Here is a 19,649-nt window from a genome sequence, read left to right as displayed (position 1 = left end):
CCGCGCGCGGGCTTTTTCATGGGGTTTAGTTATGGGCCAGAAAGTTGCTGGTACTTGTTACATCAAGGTCGATGGTGACCAGTTGGTTATCACGGGTGGCGTCGAAGTGCCCGGCTCGAAAGTCAAACGCGAGACTGTTGTTAAAGGCTACTTCAAGGAAGAGGACGTAACACCCTTTGTGAAGGTGGACGCGATCAAGACGCCCGGCATGGATATGTCGAAGATTACCGAAGGCACAAACATGACGATCACGGCCGAGTTTAAAGACGGCACCAGTTATGTGCTGAGCGGCGCGTACGCGGTTGATGACGTCACCTACACCGGTGATGACGGCAAATTGAGCCTGAAGTTTGAAGGCATTGAAGGGGATTGGCAGTAATGGAAATGGTTAAAACTGAGTTCAAACTGGCATCTCCGATTAAGGCGCACGGCGATCTGGTCAGCGTCTTGAATATTCGTCGTCCTACCATCGAGGAAGTGCGGGCCATCAAGGTGCTGCCGTACAACCTCGGCGAAACCATGCTGCCGGTGGTGGATATTGAAGCCGCGTGTAAATACCTGGCCGTCTGCGCTGCCATCCCGGCCAGCTCGGTGAACCAGTTGGAGCTATCCGACCTGAATAGCCTGGCGTGGCAGATCGTGGGTTTTTTCCTACAGAGTACGGAAGCGTCGACGACCTGATAACGGTTGCGTATGACCTGGCGTACTTCTGGAAAACCGACCCTCAACAAATGATGGGTCGGCCTCTCGACGTGGTGTTTGAAAGTTACCACCACGCTTACCGGATTGTGCAAGAACAGCGGGTGGACTAATGGCCGATAAGTTTCAGTTAAAGGCGCTTATCACCGGCGTCGATAAGCTGTCGCCCATGCTTCAGGGTGTCCGGAAAAATGCCATGGGGTTGCGTAAGCAACTCAACAGCACCGGGTTGGGCAACATCACGTTTATGGACGCGATCAAGGGTGGAGCTTTTGCCACGCCTTTCATCATGGGCGCCCAGGCGGCTATCGGCTTTGAAAGCGCGATGGCTGACGTAAAAAAGGTGGTGAACTTCGAGACCCCCCAGCAATTCAAGGAAATGAGCAATGACGTTCTGGCTCTGTCCGAGCGGTTGCCGATGTCGGCCGAAGGTATCGCGGCGATTGTCGCGGCCGGTGGCCAGTCGGGCATTGCTCGGGGTGAGTTACAGGCATTCGCCGAGGATGCAGTGAAAATGGGTGTGGCCTTTGACCAGACGGCCGAAGAGTCAGGGTCGCAAATGGCTAAATGGCGAACCGCGTTTAAGTTGAGCCAGAAAGATGTGGTTTCCCTGGCGGATAAAATCAACCTGTTGAGTAACAGCGGCGCGGCCACTACGGGGCAAATTTCGAAGATCGTCACGGCCATCGGGCCGCTGGGTGAAATCGCTGGCTTGAATGCCGGGCAGATTGCCGCTATGGGCGCCGCATTGGCCGGCGTGGGCATTGCCGAAGACGTGGCGGCCACGGGCATGAAAACCTTCGCGCTCACCCTGACCGCCGGTACTGCGGCGACCAAGGCGCAAAAGGAAGCATTTAAGTCCTTGCGGCTTGATTCAAAAACCATTGCCAAGGGCATGTCGGTCGATTCCGAAGGCACCATTAACACGGTGCTCAAATCACTGGCGAAGGTCGAGAAAAGCAAACAGGCAGCGATCCTGACGCAGTTGTTTGGTAAGGAATCGGTCGGTGCCATTGCGCCGCTGTTGACCAACCTGAATGTCTTGCAAGAGAACTTCAGGAAGGTTGGGATTAATGGCGATTACGCCGGATCGATGCAAAAAGAGTTTGAGGCGCGCTCGGCCACTACGGCAAACGCGGTTCAGCTTCTGAAGAACAAGGTTACCCGGCTGGGCGTCGAGGTCGGCAACGCATTGCTGCCGCCGTTTAATGAGTTCCTGACGTTGATCGGCCCGCTGATTACCGACGTGTCCAAACTGGCCGCGGCGCACCCGGGGCTGATCAAGGGTATTTTGGGTGCCGCCATCGGTTTCACCGTGCTGCGCGTGGCGGTGATGGTTAGCACCGTGGCCATGACCATGTTCAATAACGTGACCAAAAAAAGCGTGATTGGTCTGGTGATTCGCGGCATCGCCTTGGCGGCCGGCTTCCTGCTGGCCAACTGGTCGACCGTGGCGCCGTTCTTCAAAGCGGTGTGGGAGAAGATCGAGGCGCCGGCCATGCGGGTTTGGGGCTGGATGGTGGAGGTCTTTGAATGGTCGCCGCTGGGTCAGGCGATTGCCAACTGGGAGCCGCTACAGGCGTTCTTCTTGCAGTTGTGGGAATTGATCAAGGCGATGTCGGTGCCGTTCTTCGATTTTCTGAAAACGGTCTTTGACTGGTCGCCGATTGGCATGATCGTTAAGCACTGGTCGCCCATCACCAAGTTTTTCAAAGAGCTGTGGGAAGGCGTCAGGCCATATCTTGAACCGATTCTGAAGTACTTCGGCGCCGGTGAAGGTGGCCCCGGGGTGATCGCTACGGCAACGGACAAGATCAAGGGCTGGACCGAGCAGCAACGAAAGGAAAATATCGGTGTGGGTGGCGGTGATGGCAGCTTTTTGCGAACCGATGCCGCTCAGGGCGTTCGGGCCGCACAAGAGCAGCGCAACCAGTCTCAGGCCGGTGGCCTTAACACTGGTGCGCTGTTAAAGGCGCCGGGTTCGTTAAACCAAATGGCCGCGGCCAATCAGCGCGCCAGTCTGGACGGTGCCCTGGTGATGCGGTTTGAGAACGCGCCGCCCGGTCTGAAGATGGAATCCAGCCAAACCAATCAACCCGGCTTGCAGGTTAAATCGCAGTTGGGCGTGCGCACCTTATCGAAACAATAGGAAATCCCATGGCTGGTAAGACGTGGCGCGACGAGCTTCAGCCGGCGTCGTTTCGTGGCGTGCCCTTTTGGGTCGACACGGACAATACGCCGGTAGGGCGGCGGACTCAGGTCCATGAATACCCCCAGCGCAATAAACCGATGGTGGAGGATCTGGGCGAGAGAACCCGGATCATTCAGCAGAGTGGTTTCGTTATCGGTGACGATTGTTTTTTTCAGCGTGACAACCTGCTGCACGCGCTGAATACGCCCGGCCCCGGGATTCTGATTCACCCGTGGTTTGGGCGCATGAACGTCACGGCCACCGACTGTAATGTCAGCCATGCCCGCCCTGATGGGGGCATGGTGGTTTTTGATCTGACATTTGTCGAAGCGGGGGAAAAGGGCTATCCGGCCGGCGTTCCAAATACGGCGCGTCAACTGGAGGTCGAAAACGAAAGCCTGCTGGATTCGATCATTGCGCGCTACAAAGCCGCGATGGCTCTGGTCAACAAGGCCCGGATGAGCATCACGGCGCTGCAAAACGGTCTGGCTGGTGTGCAGATGGCTATCCAGCGCGAGGTAAGCCAGGTTACCGGGCTGATCAGTTCTGTGGCGTCGCTGGCGGATATGGTGATGAACTTCCCGGGCAACCTAGCTTCGATGCTGAGCGGGCAGTTTTCCAGCATGGTTGCGGATTTTGACCGCTTCGGCTCGTCCAAGCGCGAGGCCAGCGGATTTATCGAAAGCGCTCGGAGTATCGCCGCATTGCCGGCTGCTTCTGGTGGTGTGGCCACTGAGGCCGCGGTTCAGGCGACCCGCGATCTGGTGCGCGAAATGCTGATTGTCGCCGCGGTGCGTGTCGTCTCGTCCATGCCGGTGGTATTGCCTCCGGCGGCATTGCCCGCGGTACCCACGGTGGCCCAACAAACGGCGCTGCCCATCCAGCGGCCAGAGGTGCCAACCGCTGATGAGGTTCTGGCTTTGCGTGACGTGCTGGTGGCGGCGCTGTGGGAAGCGGCACTGACTGCCCCCTTCGAACACTTCGAAAGGCTTCAGAGCGTGCGCAAGCTCGTCAAAGAGCACTTAACCGCTGTGGCTCGTGCCAGTGTGCTGATGGTGTCGGTGACACCCAAGCAAAGTCTGCCGGCGGTGGTGCTGGCTTATCAGCGGTTTGGCGATGCCACCCGAGCTGATGAAATCGTGACGCGTAACGGGGTATCCCATCCGGGGTTCCTGCCGCCGGTGTCGCTTCAAGTCGCCCAGGAGTAACCCATGAACGACGTAAACGCTGTGACGCTGAGCGTCAACGGCATGGATTATGGCGGCTGGAAGAAAGTCAGCATCAGCGCCGGCATCGAGCGCCAGTGTCGCGACTTCAATCTAGACATCACATGGCAATGGTCCGGACAGAACGAGGATATTCCGGTGCGCCAAGGCTCGCGCGCCGAGGTCCGTATCGGCCCTGACCTGGTGTTGACCGGGTATGTGTTTGCCACCCCGCTCAGTTACGACGCGAATCAAATCACCCGCGGTATAGGTGGTCGTTCGCGTCCGGCGGATCTGGTCGACAGTGCCGCTATCAACAAACCCGGCCAGTGGAGCGGGCAGAGCATGCAAGCCATCGTCCAGGCGCTGGCCGAGCCTTACGGCATTCAGGTGGTCAGTCAGGTGGCCGAGACGTCGCAGATCTCGGATCACACCATTGAGCCGGGCGAGACGGTATTCGAGTCCATTGACCGCCTGCTGACGTTATCGCGCCTGCTGTCCACGGACGACGAGCGCGGGCGTTTGGTGATCATCGAACCCGGCAGCGGCGGCCGAACATTCGACCGACTGGAGCTGGGGGAGAACATTCTCAAAGGCTCTATGGGGGCCGATTTTTCCGGGGTGTTCTCGGAATATCGGGTGGTCGGGCAGCGCAAGCGCAAGGACGATGAAGAAGGCGAGGACGCTGCCGAGGTGCAGGCCGTAGTTACCGACCCGCGATCACCGCGCAAGCGGGTGTTGTTGATCCATGAAAGCGGCCAGATGACCACCGAGCTGGCCGACGCCCGGGCCAATTGGGAGCGCGGCAACCGGATAGGCAAAGCCCTGATGGTGAAATACAGCGTGCAAGGCTGGCGCCAGTCGAACGGCGCGCTGTGGAAGGTCAACACCGTGGTTCGGGTGGTCGACTCGCTGCTGGGTCTGGATCGCGACATGCTGATCAGTGAAATCGAATACACCCTCGACGACGGCGGCACGATTTCGAATATCACCGTCGGGCCGCTGGAGGCCTTCTTGCCAGAGCCAAAAGATCCGCACAAAGCCCGCAAACTGAAAAAAGGCGGGAAGTCGGACAACTTCGAATACCTGATACCTGCTGACTGGAAACCGGACTGATGAGCCTTAAAAATCTGCTGGCCCGTGGCACGTTGGCGCTGGTGAACTCGGCGGCCAAAATGCAAGGAATGCAAGTCAAGTTGCTGGCTAACGAGGTCAAGGATGGCATGGAGCATTTCGAAGCCTATGGCTTCACCTCCAACCCGCAAGCCGGCGCCGAAGTGCTGGCGGCCTTCTTTGGCGGTGATCGTTCCCACGGGGTGATCATCTGCGCCAGTGACCGGCGCTTTCGCCTGCAAAGCCTGAAGTCTGGCGAGGTGGCGATCTACACCGACGAAGGCGACAAGATCCACTTTAAGCGGGGTCGGGTGATCGAAATCGAGACGGTGACACTCAAGGTCAAGGCGTCTGAAGGGGTCGACTTCGATACGCCAGTTATCCGTGCCACGGGCCGGATTGAGTCGGCAGGCGACCAAGTGGCCGGCGGGGTCAGTCAGATCCAGCATGTACACGACAAGGTACAGCAGGGCCAAAACATGAGCGGCCCGCCGGTGGCGTCGTCATGACCCTGATCAATGAAGACCTGACCGAAAGCGTCTGGCGGCGCGCGGCCGTGGTCAGTCTGTTGACCTGGCGTCGAGCTGCGGCCGATGACCCGCTCGATGATACGGAGCGTTATGGCTGGTGGGGTGACAGTTACCCCAGCGTGACCAGCGATCAAATCGGTTCGCGCCTGTACCTGTTGCGCCGGCGCACGCTGACGGCGCAAGTCGAGCGCGACGCCCAGTCCTACGCCCGTGAGGCCTTGCAATGGATGCTCGATGACGGCCGCGTGACGGCTGTAGCGATAACCACCGACCGCACCACCGACCGCCTCAACATGCGCGTGGTCCTGACCTTTCGGGATGGCGCGACCCTTGAACTGTTCCTAGACGACTTATGGCAGGTGATCCATGCCGTTTGATACTCCGACGCTGCCGGCATTGATTGCCCGCGCCCAAGGTGATCTATCAGGCTCTAGCGCGCTGTTGCGCTCTGACGCCGAGGTGTTGGCCCGGGTGCTGGGTGCCGGCGCCTATGGCCGTTATGGGCATCAGGCTTACATCGCGCAGCAGATCCTGCCTGACACTGCGGATGAAGAGACGTTACGCCGCATGGCCCGCGCGCGGCTCAAGCGTGACCAGTTGCCAGCCGTGGCGGCTCAAGGTCCGGTGGCATTCACCGGTTCCGCTGGGCGCTTGCTCGATGCTGGCACGTTGCTGCAGCGCGAAGATGGCCAGCGCTTTCGCGTGACGTTATCCGTAACGCTGACGGGCGCCAGTGGCGTGGCCACGGTTGAAGCTGTGACGCCGGGGCAGCTTGGGAACACGCCGGCCGGTATGACGCTGCGCACCGTGTCGCCTGTTCTTGGCGTCTCGGACACCTTGACTGTGCTTGAGCCAGGCTTAGCGGGCGGTACCGAGCAGGAGGGTTTAGAGGCGCTGCGCGCCCGTGTGATCCGATCCTATCGAGTGGTGCCCCATGGCGGCAGTAAATCTGATTACGAAACCTGGGCACTGGAAGTGCCTGGGGTGACTCGCGCCTGGGTGCGCCGGCACTGGATGGGACCCGGAACGGTGGCGGTGTTTATCGTGCGTGATGGCGATATCGATCCGATCCCTTCGACGGAAGCGCTGGCCCAAGCGTATGCCTACATTGAGATTGAACGGCCCGTCACTGCGGAGCTTTACGTTTTGGCGCCGGCGGAAAAGCTGGTGCCCTACGAAATCCGCCTAGTGCCGGACAGCAGCGCTACGCGTGCCGCCGTCGAAGCGGCACTGGTTGATCTGCATAACCGCGAATCGGATCTCGGGATGACGTTACTGGTAACGCATATCCGCGAAGCGATCAGCGGCGCCACGGGCGAAAAAGATCACCAACTATTTGCGCCTCTGGGCGATGTGGTGCCGGCGGCCAACGAGTTCCCGACCTTCGGGGGCATCGTATGGAGATAAGAGCCGCGAACGACTACTACGCGCAACTGGTGGCGCTACTGCCGCCGGGGCCGGCTTGGGATGTCGAGTTGTTGCCTGAACTGCGTGACGTTCTGAAAGGCGCCGCCGAAGAGTTGGCCCGCGAGGATCTGCGCCTGTCGGACCTGTATGCAGAAATGTTCCCCGGCACGGTGCGTGAGCTGGTACCCGACTGGGAGCAGGTGATGGACTTGCCCGACCCGTGTCTGGGAGAAAACCCAGCCTTTGAAGATCGTCAATTAGCGGTGCGTCGACGTCTGACCGAAGTTGGCGGGCAAAGCCGCGCGTTCTTCATCCAGTTGGCGATTACTCAGGGTTACCCCGAGGCGAGCATTGCCGAGCATCGAGCGCCGCGCTTTGGCCGGTCGCGTTTTGGTAAGGCCCACTTTGGTACGTGGTCAGCGCAATTCATGTGGACGCTGAACACCGGGCCGCGCCGCCGGTTAGGCCGTCGCTTTGCTGCGAGTTACTGGGGCGAACGATTCGGCGTTAATCCTAGTGGCGCGCTGGAGTGCGTGATTGCCAGGGCTGCGCCGGCACACGCACTTGAATTTATTAATTATGGGGTAGGTGTGTAATGGATTTTCCAAAGAGTGTTCCGAATGTCGGTCTGGTAGACGGCAAGTTTGTCGATGAAAACCCTTCAACGGGTCAGATCGGTTCGTTGATTCCGGCGGATTGGGGAAACTCCGTTACTGAGGAAATTCTCAGCGTTATAGATGCGGCAGGAATTACCCCGCTGGAATCAGATCATTCACAGTTGGAAAGGGCCGTTAATGCTTTAATCAGCAGAGCAATCCCAGAGGCACCTAAGCAATCTACGGAAACTATCGCAGGGGTTAATAAGATTGCTGCTCTTGAAGATGTAGAGTCAGGTACTGATAAAGTAAAGTCGGTTTCGTCTTGGGGCGTGTTTAAGGCGATTGCTAAGGTTGTCACGCAAGCAACTGAAAGCGCTTTCGGCTGGGCTAAAATTGCGTCGCAAGAAGTTGTGGATGCAGGGCAGGACCACAAATCTTTCGTGACCGCACGTACGCTAGCCGCTAAGCCTCTATCTGGAGTGCCGGCGGCCTCAAGATTGTTGCTTACCACTACTGGCGCTTCGGCTTTCGTTTCTATTACTGCGGCTCAAGTCGCACTATTGAATTCGACAGGAGGCATCGCGGTGGTGAGTGGTGTCGCGGCAAGCGCCTCGGTATCGGCGGCGGGGCTGGGAGGTATTGATACGGGAGTGGTTGCTGCGTCGACCTGGTATAACGTTTGGTTGATCTGGAACGGTGAAAACCTTGGAGCCATTCTTTCCCTGAGCAGCACTGCCCCTCTTATGCCTGTTGGTTACACGCATAGGCTGAGAGTAGGCACTATAAGAACTGATGCTACAGCGAATAAGTACCCGCTTGCGATTATCAAGGCTGGAAGTCGTGTTCGATATACGCCTAAGCCCGGCGGGAACACAGTGGCTTGGCCTGTTATGTCATCAGGGTCAACCATTGGTAACGTATCTGCTGCTGGAGCGCTGGTTGCCGTTAGTACAACAGGTGTGGTGCCACCTAGCGCTAGTTTGATTGTCATGAATACGTCAACACTGTCATCAGCAATAACTGTCTTGTTGTGCCCATCTAACAACTTCGGTATAGATGGTAGCGCAACAAATCCACCGCTCGGTATTGATATTGCAACACCGGGTCAGCAGCCGCCGTTTCATCTATTGCTGGAAAGCAGCAATGTTTATTTCGCGGCTAACGCGTCTTATGTTTTGTCATGCCTGGGCTGGGAGGAAGATTTATGAGTTGGGCTGTTCGTCATGATGGAACTAACTTTCGAGCTATTGGTAGTGCCGAAGATTTGCTAGAAGGTGAAGCCTTTTCTGAAAGGCAACCGGATATTATCGTAGCAAGTCCAGAACAACTTATTGCTCAAGAGCGCTTTCAGCGTGAGATTTCAGGGGCCATTGTTAATGGTTTCGCGGTTATGACTGACCGGGAGACGCAAAGCAAGCTTTCAGCTGCCTCTCTGCGAGCACAGCGTACACCTGATTACGTTGTAGATTGGAAGCTCGCCGATGGCAGCTTCGCGACCTTGGATGCACCATCGATCATTTCGCTCGCTGACGGGGTTGATGACTATGTTCAGGCTTGTTACAGCCGGGAGCGTGACCTGCTGGAAGCCCTTTCATCGGGGGGATTCACTCGGGAAATGCTTTCAATTGGCTGGCCTTTGTCGGGGTCAGGCTTAGAAAACTCTGACAACCCATAACGCCCCGCACTGACGGGGCGTTTTCTTTTCTGCCTTAACTTCTGGAATACCTCTTATGAAAATCGTCTTCAATGGCGCGGCCTGGCTGTGCGCGTTGGTTATTGCCTTGGTTCAATGGCTGGTCTTGTTGGCCCTGCGCCTGGTGCCCATTGTGGTGGGCCTCCCCGTGGTTGCGCTGGCGGTTTGCTGGCCGGTACCGGGCGTGTCGCTGAGTGATGGCCGGCCTATCTTCAACGTGCCCCGCTGGGCCTGGCTGTTCGGTAATGACTTCGACGGGCTGGACGGTGATAAGCGCAACTGGTGGTCCGAGAACTGTGATGCCCTGGTGCTGTTCGGCTTGCTGCCTCTGTTGCGCCGGCTGCGCATTGCTGTGCCGCCGTTATCCGTAACGGGCTGGCTGGCGCGCTGGTGGTGGGCCGCGGTACGCAACCCGGTCAACAACATGCGCTTGCTGCCGCTGTTTAGCTGTCCGGTAGGTGAATGTCTGATCGAGTGTCTGGGCAGGTCCTTGGTGGAAGACAAGCCCGGCGCGGGCGGCTTTCAGTTTGTCACTGCACGTCGCCTGACTGGTTGGGCGCGCTGGTATGGCCTGTATTACGTCAAGGAACTGACAGCGACCCGCGCGTTGGTGATTCGACTGGGCTTCAAGATCCGCCCGGATCATGCCGGCAACGCCGCCGAGGCGGCCAAGGGGATGACGTTTAAGTTAAACCCGTGGAAGGACATCAGCTAGCGGCAAAAGAATTGCAGGGGCCGCGGGGATAATCTGAATCGGGCCGTTATAACCATAGGGGCCAAGCATCGACGGGGTTATCAGACAACCGGCGGTGCCGGCTTTTTGTCGGTGAGGTACAGTGCGGCGGCATTGCCGCCATGCTGCCACCACTGTTTATATATCCAGTATTGGGTGATCCTATTAGAATCGCCGAACACGAACGACTGCTGTAGGAAGGAACCCCCCGATGTCGACTACACCCTCTGCAAACCCTTTGATCAAAAGTGACCAAGCGTCTACTATCGACGCGATTAATCAGTACGTTGCGTGGCTATGCATTCAAAAAGCCAACGACGATCAGGCGCACCCGGGGGAAGCGCTGCAACTGGAGACGTTGCGGCAGGCCCTTGTTTCGCTGAAGAATGTGTAAATTTACACTAACTGTGGACGACAAAAGACGGGCGCGTTATCCTGAGCGCCGTCAGCCCGAACGGGCAGAGTAGTTAAGAAGAACTAGAAATTTTTAGGCAGGCTTAAAAAAGAAAACCCCCGACCTTGGCGGGTACGGGGGTTTCTGGAGATCAGCACAAAAAGGCTTCTCGCCGGGCAGGTAGAAGTCTATTAGCTGATCACCGCATAAGCAAGCCCTAGCGTTTAGGGAAGTTTTGAATGATCGGCGAAGCCTCGACAGAAGGCCGCCCCGAGTCAGTACGGGGGCGTATAGTTTTTCTACAACAGTTCGGCGCCCAGCGTGCTGAAGTGATGCTGTCTGCTGCCGTTTGGTGCCTGCTGTGAAGCGCGCCAAGGCCACCATCCTGCCCTTCCCGGGTTCGCCGAACGGCGCCGCTTATGCGGGCCTTAAAGAAGTCCCCACCAAAACCCCGCCCAAGCGCCTAAAGCGCGTCGACCGTTCCGAACACAAGCGCCGTCCGCGCAGCCTGACCCAAGCCCAGCGCGACACGTTCCTCGGCACCGCTGCCGATCGCGTGCGCGAAGAGGCGCAGAACCGGCAATGTAAATGGCTGCGCCCGTTCGACTGCTTCCAGTCCAGTGGCTACCGCACCCATCAAATGCGTTGGAACTCTCTGGCGGAAATCATCGAGCCGGTACTGGCGCGAATGGACATCGCCACCCTGGTGCTGGGTTACATCGACAAGGACACTGGGGAGTTCCGCTTGAATCGTCAGCGTGGGTTGGCTGAAGACACGACCCTGCAAGAGTGGACGGTGTCACGCCTGTTTTGTGCCCTGGAAGCTTCCGGCTATGTGCGCCGCAAGATGCGCCGGATCTTCCACAACGGCCGCTACTGGATCACACGCGTCACCATCAACATTCGGCCACGCTTCTTTATCGACCTCGGGTTGGGTCATATGCTGGCCGAGGCGCGCACCAACAAGCGCGCCAAGCGCGAACAGTTGCTGACTAACCTCGGCCAGAAGCAAGCCACTGACCGGCTACAGGAAGCGGCTGACAAGCAAATGCGCCGTACCAGCCACAATAATGCCCAGCGCGCCGCCAGAGAGCAGCAGGCAGCAGCGCAAGAAGAGCAGCGCGTCGAGCGTGAGCGCGCCCGGGTAATCGCTTGGACGGCCTTCATGGCTGAGCCTGGCATAAAAGACCTTCCGTTCTCTAAGCGCTCCAAGATATTTGGCCAGCGATACCCCCATCTGATTTAGCCCGCCTCTCAAGCGCACCGCCACCCGGCGGCGCTTTCGCCTGCCTGCACCTTGGCCAACGGCTTACCCGGCCGTGATCGCGCCTCAAATCCCCCGTACAGCCTTCAAAACGCCGACCAATTTGCGCCGGGCGCGCCGAAAAAATCGTCGGCGCGGCCGGCGATCATGCGTCTGATTTTTAAAGCTGCAAGTTTTTGTGTGTAGTGGTACCGAAGGACAAAGAAAGAGCCTTTAAAAGCTCACAAACCGTGCCACTTTCACATGACCAGATACCGTAATAAGAATGCCTGCCCACTTCGCGCCTCTAGGCGCGGGGCAAGAGCACAGCCCGCCAACAACACCGCCGCCGTTCCGTCAGTGAGGCGCCTTACAGTCGCTGCGGCCCGTCTAATCAACTCTCCCGACTCAAGAACAGCGCGACGGCCCTTCGCTTCTTCACGCGCCGGCCGTTGGCCATGTCGTCGCGCAAGCGCTCCAGCGAACAGTGCAAGGGGTGGGCCTTCGCTCCTTTGTCATTCTGCGGGCCTGCTGTGTGCCCCCTGACGCTATTCCATCGAATGGCAGGGCGATGCCGCGCCATCGGGCTTGCGCTGGCTGTGCGTCCGCCGGCGAGCTTTCGGAGGTTCATAGCTTTGATGCTTGATAAAGAAATAAAGAATTGACGAATTAAAGAATAATCAATAGAGTTCGACCCAAGGCCGGGCATTACGCCAAGGCCGTTATCCGGGATTGAACCGATGACCAAGCAAGCACCGCACGTGGTCGCTTTAAAGGCGGCTTTTTTCAAACGCTATGAAATGCAAATCAATGCACGCATTGCTGGAGGATCGCAGCGCGATTGTCTGGTGCTGGCAGTACCAGAGTTTCGCAAGCGGCCAGAGATTGATCGTGCGCAATTGATCGATATTGGTATCTGGCTGGAGTCGCGCGGTTATTATTTGTGTGAGGATTACGGGCGTGTGGGTTTGCTGGCTTCCCCGTCTGGGTGGACATGCTGGAATGCCGGCGTGTCAGTTAAGGTTCGGCTTTGTCCGGATCCTGACGGGGATGGCGAATTAAAGAATTAAAGAAATCAAACGACCGCCGGCATTGCCGGCGGTTTAGCATTGGAGGCTGATGGATGTTTGCGTTACTGCTGCGTGATGGTTCCCGTAAGGAAATTGAAGCGCCTGATTTATGGGAAGCGATGCGCATGGCTCTGCGCCTAGATGCTCTGCATTTGGAAGTGTCCGGTGATTCGCCTCGCCAGATGACGGCCGACCAAGTGCGCCGCGAACTGGCCCTGGATCGCCCGGGCTTGTTCGACGCGTATGCGCCGGGATGGGTTGCGCCGAGCGTGGAAGAATTCCGCGAGTTGTTGCGAGTTGCGGAACTGTCCGGCAGCAAAGCCGGCATGCTGGTGGGAGTGTCACAGGGCAAGATCAGAAAGTGGGCCGGCGGTGAAGGTGAGGTGCCTTATGCGGTGTGGCGTTTGCTAACCATCTATGCGGGTCTGGCCGAGGCTACCCGGTTATGATTAACGAATTAAAGAAATAAAGAATTGACGAAATAAAGAATAAAATTTAAAGTCTGCTCCAAGGCCGGGAACCCCCAAGGCCGCTACCGGAGCAGACCCGATGACCACCGCTCAACTCTCGGCCAAGATGCAACAAGCGGCCGACCAGCTTCCCACTTCCCGTCTGATTGAGGCCGTCCGTTTCCTGGGTGGTGATCTTCTGCCGCCTGCCGAAAACATGACACGCGCCGCGCTGCTGACGGCCTACCAGAATCGTGAGGGTGACGACGCGGTTGATGCCCTTATGGATGAAATCGGTCTTTAAAAGTCTGCCCCGGTACTGCCGGGGCTGCGCAAGGAGTTGCCGTTATGGCGCGTAAATCTACCCCCAAAGCACCGCTTGACCTTTCCCTTGAGGCGTACCCGGCTTTTGTTGCGCAAGTGGCGGCGCTGGCTGACGTTGATCCTGCGACATTTCCAGAGCTGGCCTGTCGTTTCGCTGAGCAGTATCACGACGCCATGCTCGCCGAGGACATGGCGTCGCTGGAGCTGGCTGAAATGGCTTACCCGGCGCTCGTTTACGCCTTGAATGGCGGCACGTTTTTCGGCTGCAAAGCAGGCCCGGACAGCGCTGGTTACGTGCTGGAACGTGCGGCGGCGGCCCGAGCCGGTCAGGTGCCAAGCTGGGGGCAGGCCGGAGAGTTTCTTCTAGAGCTGGAGGGGGTGAGGATCTGCGTCAAGCTGACGTCCAACATGCTGGGCAATCATCGTTCGGTGGATCTGCATGCGGTCGACTGGGATAAACCCTTCATCAGTAGCACGGGATACCGCAATGTGGTGCTCACGGCGGCCAACCATCAAGGGCGAACCGTCGATCAGGCCTTGCGTCTGGTTGTCGAGGATGTGCTGGAGCGCGAAGGAGGGCTGGTGGCAATTGATGCCGAATACGGAAAGGCGCGGCGTGAGAATCCGCCCGCCTGGCTGGCGGATGCCTTGGCTGGTGTTCGCCCTGACGGGCAACTAAACATGTTCGGCGATGTGCCAAAAGATCCAACCATAAAGGCTCCAATGAGCAATGCTGAGCGGCAGAAGGCCTTACGCCTGCGTCGTAAGCAGCAGCAGCTCAAGCCTGTAATGCTCAGTGAGCCGGAGCGGCTATGGTTAGATCGTTTCCGTGAGCAATGGGCGGGCATGCCTGGGCTGGGGGAGTTCGTTCAGGCCCCTGATGGCGTCGATTTTTCCACGCTGTCGGTCACGGATGCCGCCTTGCTGTCTGTTTGGGAGCGCCTGCCTACTGATCATTGGCGAATGGTCACGGCGTTGGGCTTGCTGCGCCAGAGGAACCGGCAGCATTTCGAGCTGGTATGCGCAGTCAGGGTTCTGAAGGGAAGGCTGCGTGCTGCGGGGATGGATGAGCGGGTTTCTGATTATAAGCAGGAATGGCACTGGAACCCTGAGCCGCTTCGGGACTACCGCGTTACCAGTGCGCCGGAGACCATGGAGCGCGACGACTGCACGACTCGGACCCTAGCCGATCAGTTGAAAGCGGCGCAACAAGAGCTGGAGCACCTCAAGGCTGAAAGCGAACAAAGGGCAATCGAGCAAAGCCAGGCGCGTGCTGATCGCTGGGTTCTGATGGATCGCTTGCGCAGTGCGGGGCTGTCAACGGATGTGGAGAGGTTGCCGGGCGAATGATACGGTGCCAATTACGAACAGAAAGGAACCCCATATATGCCGAATGATCACGCCCATAACTGCCCGACCTGCGGCCAGTCCGTGCTACCCCTGGGCCAGCGTATTCTCGCCTGCCGCGAGGCAAAGGGCTGGACCCGCGAGGAGGCGAGTGAGCGCGTCGACGTGCTGCCATCGCGCTGGGCCAACTGGGAAATGGAAGTGATGCGTCCGAGTCCGGCGCAGCAACTCGCCCTGTCCGAGCTGTTCGGCCTGGCTCCGACGTACTTTGCGCCGAAGCCGTTACCCGTAACGAACTGAATAGAAAGAAACCCTCATTATCATGACGACCCCTGAAATACCCGCTGCCCGGCCGGACACACTGACCCTTGAGGTCAGCGTTGATCAATGGGCGCGTGAGTCGGGAGTGTCCCCTGCACGGATCAAGAACGGCTTGGCCCGGCTGCGACTGCATGGGTACCTCAAGCGTGTGCCAAGCGCTGCGGATCAGGCGTCCGGCGAACTGGGTGCCCCGGGCAATGTACGGCCTTTCCTGCCCGGGCGCGCTGAGTAGTGCCCCGGTATCAATAACGAACTGAACAGAAAGGAACCCCCGCACCATGACCACGAAAAGCAAGCCGCTGCGCCGCGAAAAGAACCATGCGCCTACCCTGGAGCGGGCGCGCAAGCGCATTGCGGCAGTGACGTCGGCCACCAGTCAGCAGTTGTGGAGTGAAAACGGCATGCTGGCCGAAGGCTGGTTGGGCGCGCTGCACGTCGAGGGGCTGATTGACAGTGAGGTTTACGAGCAACTGGACGCCGAGCTGCAAGCGGCCATCATGGGCTGGACCGGTGAAGAGCAAGACTGACCCGTTACCCATAACGAACAGAAAGGACCCCGCGATGTAGACCCAGACGCCGCCATTCCCGCAAAACCCCGCCCATGGCAATGGCACTTGTGAGCAGTGCGGTGAACCCTGCGCGGTCTGCGGTCCGCGCTGGTGCCCTGACTGCTATTACGTCAACGGCGTGCCGCGTGACTGGTTGGGGGATTACGTGCCGGAAGACGAGCACCCCGGGGCCGATTACACGCTGGCCGGTCGGATCGATGAGTGCGAAGGACTGGACGGCCAGCCCATCCAGTGGGAGCCGGGCGAGTGTGAGTGACCCGGTTCCAATAACGCCTGTTACGTTAAATAGCCCCCCACCTTTACGCCAAGGTCGGGGGCCTTTTTTTGTGCCCGCGTTTTCCACTTCGCGGTAAAGTGGGCCACCACTTCGCGGCAAAGTGATTTTACGCACTGACCGCCACTCACTCGAAAAGGATCTTCCATGACCAATCCCAACTATGTGAGCCTGAATGCGTTGATTCTGCCGCCTGGTGTGCGCAGTGTGGTCGACCGCCTGCGGGCGCAGATCGAGGTGGCTGAAACCGTCCAGGGCGTGAACATGGCCGCGCAGCGGGCCGAAGGGTTTGTGCTCGGGCTGGAGACGTCCGGCGGTTACAAGACGGATCAGGTCGAAACGCTATACATCGGCTTTGAAGCCGTCGCGCAGAGCCGCCGCGAAGCGCTGCGCCATGCGTGAGGCGATCCACGAAGACGCGCTGCGCGCCATGATCGAACAGAACGTGGTGCGCGAAGCGCGGGTCAGCAGGCTGGAAGGGAAGGGCTGGTACCTGGCCGTGCGACTGGGTGGCCCGGCGTCGAGCTGGCTGCCCGTTCGCTCCAAGCGCGAAGCGGTGCGCACTTGGGCCAGTCTGGACACGCTGACCCGCTGGGCGGACGGCGTGGGGTTGCGCGGTTACGTGCTGGAGCTGTGAGCGTTACGCATAACGTCGGCAAAGCGCAGACGAAAAAAAACCGCCTGAGTAAGGGCGGTTTTTTCGTTGGTAGTCCGGTTAGTGGCCTTACTACCGTCTCACAAGAAGCATTGACGTGAAACGATACTCACAAAAGATAATAACTATTGCAAGCGAATTGTTATACCAAACCGAAAAGCGCGCCGTATCGCTTGCCTAAATCGTTGCCGGTTAGCGCGCTGAATAGTGCGATGTTTCTTAGGGTTGGGCGTGCGTTGATCTGCGCTGACGGGACGTATTTCGGCTAGCCGGTTTTAGTGATGGCACCGGGCGGCCATTCGCGGCTAGACTGTGGTCAGTCATACGTTGATTGTGAAACAAGGTCGGGTTGCCCTAACGATTTCGGACCAAGGGCGCGGGCTAGTAATCCGCGCGGATTAAACCTGAGGCCCATTAGCCCGACTGAACCTCACAAGAAGCATTGACGTGCTCTGAAGGCTGCCATGTGTTCCGGAAAAGCGCCGGGGGTAAGGTCGTTCAGAGACCTTAAGTATGAAGCGCAAGCCGAATGCACTGAAAGGATTGATGATCCGGTTGATGGGTAACATCATCTACGAATTCATCCGCGACAACTGGGAAAGCTGGCTGGAATAGCAGTGACCTGGGAGCCCGCTCTGGCCTCGGCTGGAGCGGGTTTTTTTTGCCCACAAAAAAAAGCCCCGTCGAGTGCGGGGCTTTGCGATTCTACCGAACGATTATTTAGCGCGCGGTTCGATCAGGTCTTTAAGTTCGCTAACGTCAGTACCGTGGCGCTCCATGAACTCAAGCACTGCGGTCATCATGATGCGCGTTGATGACGTTTTGTGTTGATGAGCGAAGTCGTCTAGCGCTTCCTTGAATCGGTTTTCCGGTTTGAAGTTCAGCGACACGCGCTTATGAGGGTCGGCCTTTTCTGTAGCGTTGCCGAGGACTGGTGACGGCTCGCCGCGCTTAGGGGGTGCGCCTTTGCCGGTGCCGGCTGGTTTTTTAACGATGGCTACCATTGCTTTGCTCCGATTCTTTAATTCGTTATTTCGTTATTCATTTAGACAGTTTGGCTAGCAGGCTGTCAATCGCAGCTATCAGGCCGTCTGCTTGTTCGCGCGGTCCTGTGAACTGGGTTTCTACAATTGACTTGCCGGAGTCTTGCGCGCGGCGATAGCAGTCCTGCTCATAGAGTGATGGCAGAAGGGTGTAGTCGGTCTGCATTAAAAAGTTTCGGCACTCGACAAGTTCTTTGCCGCTTTTGCCTACATGGTTCAGTACCAGCGCAATACGCGCCGGGTCTACGCCGTGTTTGTCGACCAGGGTGTTGGCTAACCGCACAGTCGGCCGCATGTCGGTTTTGGCCATGCCGGTTGGCAGGATGATCAAGTCGCATTCCTTGGCCAGCTCGACTGTCATGCTGGAGGCTAGAGGACGCCCATCAAAAATTGTGAGGTCGTATTTATCGGCAGCCTTCAGCGCACTGGCGGCCGTACCAAACGCCTGAACATTGATCGGCGAAAGTTTCGAATCTTGCAGGCGATCCAACAACCATTCATAGCTTGATGACTGGTCGATATCCAAGTCTGCCAACAGCACGTCCCAGCCGCCTAGGGTGTATGTCACCCCGAGAGCTTCGCAAATAGTCGTCTTGCCAACACCGCCTTTCTGAGAAAAGACGCCGATACGCTTGCCCATGCGAACCCCCAATTAATTCGTTAATTCTTCAATTCGTTAACTCTGGGCGAGTATAGGCCGCCCCGGTGAGAGGATCAAGAAATAAAGAATTAAAGATTTAAATAAATAAAGAAATATTTAAACGTAGAGACTTTGCCGAGAAGGCGGGCCGCCGGCTGAGGCTGGGGAGGTGCGCACGCTGCGCGACGTTTCGGTAAGGGTTCGGCTTCTGCGCTGGGAGCGCTGACGGTTAAAGTCGTTGTCGACTTCGAGCACCGCGATGACGCAGAGCATCAGGCACAGCGCTTGCGGGACGAGCACGCCCAAGGTAAAGCCGCGGGTGATCATGTGCGCTTTGTTCTTGGCACCCAGCTTGCTCAATATGTTGCGCTCGACTTGGCGCATGCCGGCGTCGTCCAGGCTTAGCTCTTCAGCGATCACCGGTGTCGGGAATCCTTCAGCCGTTTTGACCAGAACGAACAGCTCGCGATCTGTCAAATTCTGGCCGGTGTAGCCGATCACTTCGTCGCCGTGGATCTGGACACAAGCATTCATGGAACGCTTCCTTGCGATAGGGGAGGGGGTTAAAGGCTGGACAGGTCTAAACGTAAGGCATCGACTTGGCGACGCAGCAAGCCAAGCAGGTCGGCCATTTCTTCCATGGTGTCGACAGTGACGTGATTCTGGTCAATCGAGTACAGCGCCATTTTCTGCATGCTGCCGGCCAGTGATGACACTTCTTTTAATGCCACCACGCGTCGCTGCTGAATTATCAGAGCGCCTGCGCAGCCGGCTGGTGTTTGGGGGGAGTGAGTTGTAACGACGCTGCCTTGCATGGTGTTTAGCCTGTCTTTCCTGATTTGCGGCGCATGTTACACGTAGTGTGTAAATTCGGGCAATAAAAAAGCCCTTCGAAAAGGGCTTTTTGCCATCATTCTTTATCGGTCGTGGGATATTCTGACCACGCGACCGACGATATCGAGTTCGTCTAGCGCTTCTTTTGACAGAATTTTGTCCGGGTATTGTTGGGCGTCGCCGGCCTTCAAAGTAAATGTGCCGTCGAGTTCCGGGCAGATCCAGCGCACCCAAATTGTTTGGGCTACAACAATGCCAAACAGGTCAGCGCCGCGCACTACAGTTTGTCCGCCGTCCAGTAGCAATTCGTCACCTT

Annotated in this window: 27 protein-coding genes and 1 pseudogene; 23 read left to right on the top strand and 5 right to left on the bottom strand. The window is 57.9% G+C overall.

Features of this window, described 5'->3' with window-relative positions:
* Window positions 1–31: 31 nt before the first annotated feature.
* The 23 genes and pseudogenes from AUC61_RS24070 to AUC61_RS23960 all read left to right on the top strand — a co-directional run bounded on the left by AUC61_RS24070 (window position 32) and on the right by AUC61_RS23960 (window position 16,798).
* Window positions 32–379 carry a phage tail tube protein gene (locus AUC61_RS24070; RefSeq protein ID WP_231667910.1) on the top strand — a complete coding sequence of 116 codons (348 nt, stop codon included), beginning with the start codon at window positions 32–34 and terminating at the stop codon, window positions 377–379.
* Complete coding sequence (locus AUC61_RS24065; RefSeq protein WP_243248693.1) at window positions 379–681, top strand: phage tail assembly protein; 303 nt, start codon at window positions 379–381, stop codon at window positions 679–681. Before AUC61_RS24070 ends, AUC61_RS24065 begins: the two co-directional genes overlap by 1 nt.
* A 130-nt stretch (window positions 682–811) precedes the next feature.
* Window positions 812–2,848 carry a phage tail tape measure protein gene (locus tag AUC61_RS24060; RefSeq protein WP_243248689.1) on the top strand — a complete coding sequence of 679 codons (2,037 nt, stop codon included), beginning with the start codon at window positions 812–814 and terminating at the stop codon, window positions 2,846–2,848.
* Between the two features lie 8 nt (window positions 2,849–2,856).
* On the top strand, window positions 2,857–4,098 hold the full coding sequence (locus AUC61_RS24055) for a DNA circularization protein (RefSeq protein WP_243248685.1): 1,242 nt from the start codon (window positions 2,857–2,859) through the stop codon (window positions 4,096–4,098).
* 3 nt (window positions 4,099–4,101) lie between these two features.
* Entirely contained in the window at window positions 4,102–5,211 is a 1,110-nt protein-coding gene (locus AUC61_RS24050) for a phage baseplate assembly protein (RefSeq protein WP_243248684.1), read from the top strand.
* On the top strand, window positions 5,211–5,717 hold the full coding sequence (locus tag AUC61_RS24045) for a phage baseplate assembly protein V (RefSeq protein WP_243248682.1): 507 nt from the start codon (window positions 5,211–5,213) through the stop codon (window positions 5,715–5,717). The genes AUC61_RS24050 and AUC61_RS24045 overlap by 1 nt, the downstream gene beginning before the upstream one ends.
* A 2-nt stretch (window positions 5,718–5,719) precedes the next feature.
* Entirely contained in the window at window positions 5,720–6,115 is a 396-nt protein-coding gene (locus tag AUC61_RS24040) for a phage GP46 family protein (RefSeq protein ID WP_422765646.1), read from the top strand.
* Window positions 6,105–7,145 (top strand): baseplate J/gp47 family protein, encoded by a 1,041-nt coding sequence (locus tag AUC61_RS24035; RefSeq protein WP_243248679.1) that lies wholly within the window; start codon window positions 6,105–6,107, stop codon window positions 7,143–7,145. Before AUC61_RS24040 ends, AUC61_RS24035 begins: the two co-directional genes overlap by 11 nt.
* Window positions 7,136–7,741, top strand: coding sequence for a YmfQ family protein (locus AUC61_RS24030; RefSeq protein ID WP_243248678.1), 606 nt, complete (start codon window positions 7,136–7,138; stop codon window positions 7,739–7,741). The genes AUC61_RS24035 and AUC61_RS24030 overlap by 10 nt, the downstream gene beginning before the upstream one ends.
* A pseudogene (locus AUC61_RS26790) lies at window positions 7,741–7,947 on the top strand (phage tail protein); the annotation flags it as partial. The gene AUC61_RS24030 and the pseudogene AUC61_RS26790, both read left to right, overlap by 1 nt.
* A gap of 1,001 nt (window positions 7,948–8,948) precedes the next feature.
* Window positions 8,949–9,419 carry a DUF4376 domain-containing protein gene (locus AUC61_RS24020; protein ID WP_243248674.1) on the top strand — a complete coding sequence of 157 codons (471 nt, stop codon included), beginning with the start codon at window positions 8,949–8,951 and terminating at the stop codon, window positions 9,417–9,419.
* A gap of 55 nt (window positions 9,420–9,474) precedes the next feature.
* A complete protein-coding gene (locus AUC61_RS24015) occupies window positions 9,475–10,152 on the top strand; it encodes a DUF7338 family protein (protein ID WP_243248672.1) in 678 nt (225 codons plus the stop codon).
* A gap of 229 nt (window positions 10,153–10,381) precedes the next feature.
* The gene (locus tag AUC61_RS24010) at window positions 10,382–10,564 is read left to right on the top strand and encodes a hypothetical protein (RefSeq protein ID WP_231667922.1); all 183 of its coding nucleotides are present in this window, start codon (window positions 10,382–10,384) and stop codon (window positions 10,562–10,564) included.
* Window positions 10,565–10,925: 361 nt separating this feature from the next.
* Window positions 10,926–11,810: a hypothetical protein gene (locus tag AUC61_RS24005; protein WP_243248671.1), complete on the top strand. Its 885-nt coding sequence runs from the start codon at window positions 10,926–10,928 to the stop codon at window positions 11,808–11,810.
* A gap of 737 nt (window positions 11,811–12,547) precedes the next feature.
* On the top strand, window positions 12,548–12,877 hold the full coding sequence (locus AUC61_RS24000) for a hypothetical protein (RefSeq protein ID WP_243248669.1): 330 nt from the start codon (window positions 12,548–12,550) through the stop codon (window positions 12,875–12,877).
* A gap of 53 nt (window positions 12,878–12,930) precedes the next feature.
* A complete protein-coding gene (locus tag AUC61_RS23995) occupies window positions 12,931–13,326 on the top strand; it encodes a hypothetical protein (protein WP_243248668.1) in 396 nt (131 codons plus the stop codon).
* A 100-nt stretch (window positions 13,327–13,426) separates the two neighbouring features.
* Complete coding sequence (locus tag AUC61_RS23990) at window positions 13,427–13,630, top strand: hypothetical protein (RefSeq protein ID WP_231667926.1); 204 nt, start codon at window positions 13,427–13,429, stop codon at window positions 13,628–13,630.
* Between the two features lie 44 nt (window positions 13,631–13,674).
* Window positions 13,675–15,000 (top strand): hypothetical protein, encoded by a 1,326-nt coding sequence (locus AUC61_RS23985; RefSeq protein ID WP_243248667.1) that lies wholly within the window; start codon window positions 13,675–13,677, stop codon window positions 14,998–15,000.
* 36 nt (window positions 15,001–15,036) lie between these two features.
* The gene (locus AUC61_RS23980; protein WP_243248666.1) at window positions 15,037–15,297 is read left to right on the top strand and encodes a helix-turn-helix domain-containing protein; all 261 of its coding nucleotides are present in this window, start codon (window positions 15,037–15,039) and stop codon (window positions 15,295–15,297) included.
* Window positions 15,298–15,319: 22 nt separating this feature from the next.
* Window positions 15,320–15,550 carry a hypothetical protein gene (locus tag AUC61_RS23975; protein ID WP_243248664.1) on the top strand — a complete coding sequence of 77 codons (231 nt, stop codon included), beginning with the start codon at window positions 15,320–15,322 and terminating at the stop codon, window positions 15,548–15,550.
* A gap of 46 nt (window positions 15,551–15,596) precedes the next feature.
* Window positions 15,597–15,845, top strand: a complete 249-nt coding sequence (locus AUC61_RS23970) for a hypothetical protein (protein WP_243248662.1) — start codon at window positions 15,597–15,599, stop codon at window positions 15,843–15,845.
* A 463-nt stretch (window positions 15,846–16,308) separates the two neighbouring features.
* Window positions 16,309–16,563, top strand: coding sequence for a hypothetical protein (locus AUC61_RS23965; RefSeq protein WP_243248659.1), 255 nt, complete (start codon window positions 16,309–16,311; stop codon window positions 16,561–16,563).
* Window positions 16,556–16,798 (top strand): hypothetical protein, encoded by a 243-nt coding sequence (locus AUC61_RS23960; RefSeq protein ID WP_243248657.1) that lies wholly within the window; start codon window positions 16,556–16,558, stop codon window positions 16,796–16,798. The genes AUC61_RS23965 and AUC61_RS23960 overlap by 8 nt, the downstream gene beginning before the upstream one ends.
* 734 nt (window positions 16,799–17,532) lie before the next feature.
* Here the strand turns inward: AUC61_RS23960 and AUC61_RS23955 are convergent.
* From AUC61_RS23955 to AUC61_RS23935, 5 genes are all read right to left on the bottom strand, one after another.
* Window positions 17,533–17,820 (bottom strand): hypothetical protein, encoded by a 288-nt coding sequence (locus tag AUC61_RS23955; protein WP_243248655.1) that lies wholly within the window; start codon window positions 17,818–17,820, stop codon window positions 17,533–17,535.
* A 37-nt stretch (window positions 17,821–17,857) separates the two neighbouring features.
* Window positions 17,858–18,499, bottom strand: coding sequence for a ParA family protein (locus tag AUC61_RS23950; RefSeq protein WP_231667935.1), 642 nt, complete (start codon window positions 18,497–18,499; stop codon window positions 17,858–17,860).
* Window positions 18,500–18,616: 117 nt separating this feature from the next.
* Window positions 18,617–19,033, bottom strand: a complete 417-nt coding sequence (locus tag AUC61_RS23945; RefSeq protein ID WP_243248654.1) for a LuxR C-terminal-related transcriptional regulator — start codon at window positions 19,031–19,033, stop codon at window positions 18,617–18,619.
* Between the two features lie 29 nt (window positions 19,034–19,062).
* Window positions 19,063–19,314, bottom strand: a complete 252-nt coding sequence (locus AUC61_RS23940; protein ID WP_243248653.1) for a hypothetical protein — start codon at window positions 19,312–19,314, stop codon at window positions 19,063–19,065.
* Window positions 19,315–19,416: 102 nt separating this feature from the next.
* The coding region (locus AUC61_RS23935) for a hypothetical protein (protein ID WP_422765637.1) at window positions 19,417–19,649 on the bottom strand (233 nt) is incomplete at its 5' end.

Source organism: Pseudomonas maioricensis (assembly GCF_022790535.1).
Lineage (GTDB): Bacteria > Pseudomonadota > Gammaproteobacteria > Pseudomonadales > Pseudomonadaceae > Aquipseudomonas > Aquipseudomonas maioricensis.
Note: the sequence above shows the minus strand (reverse complement) of the source record. Positions and strands in the feature narration are given on the sequence as shown.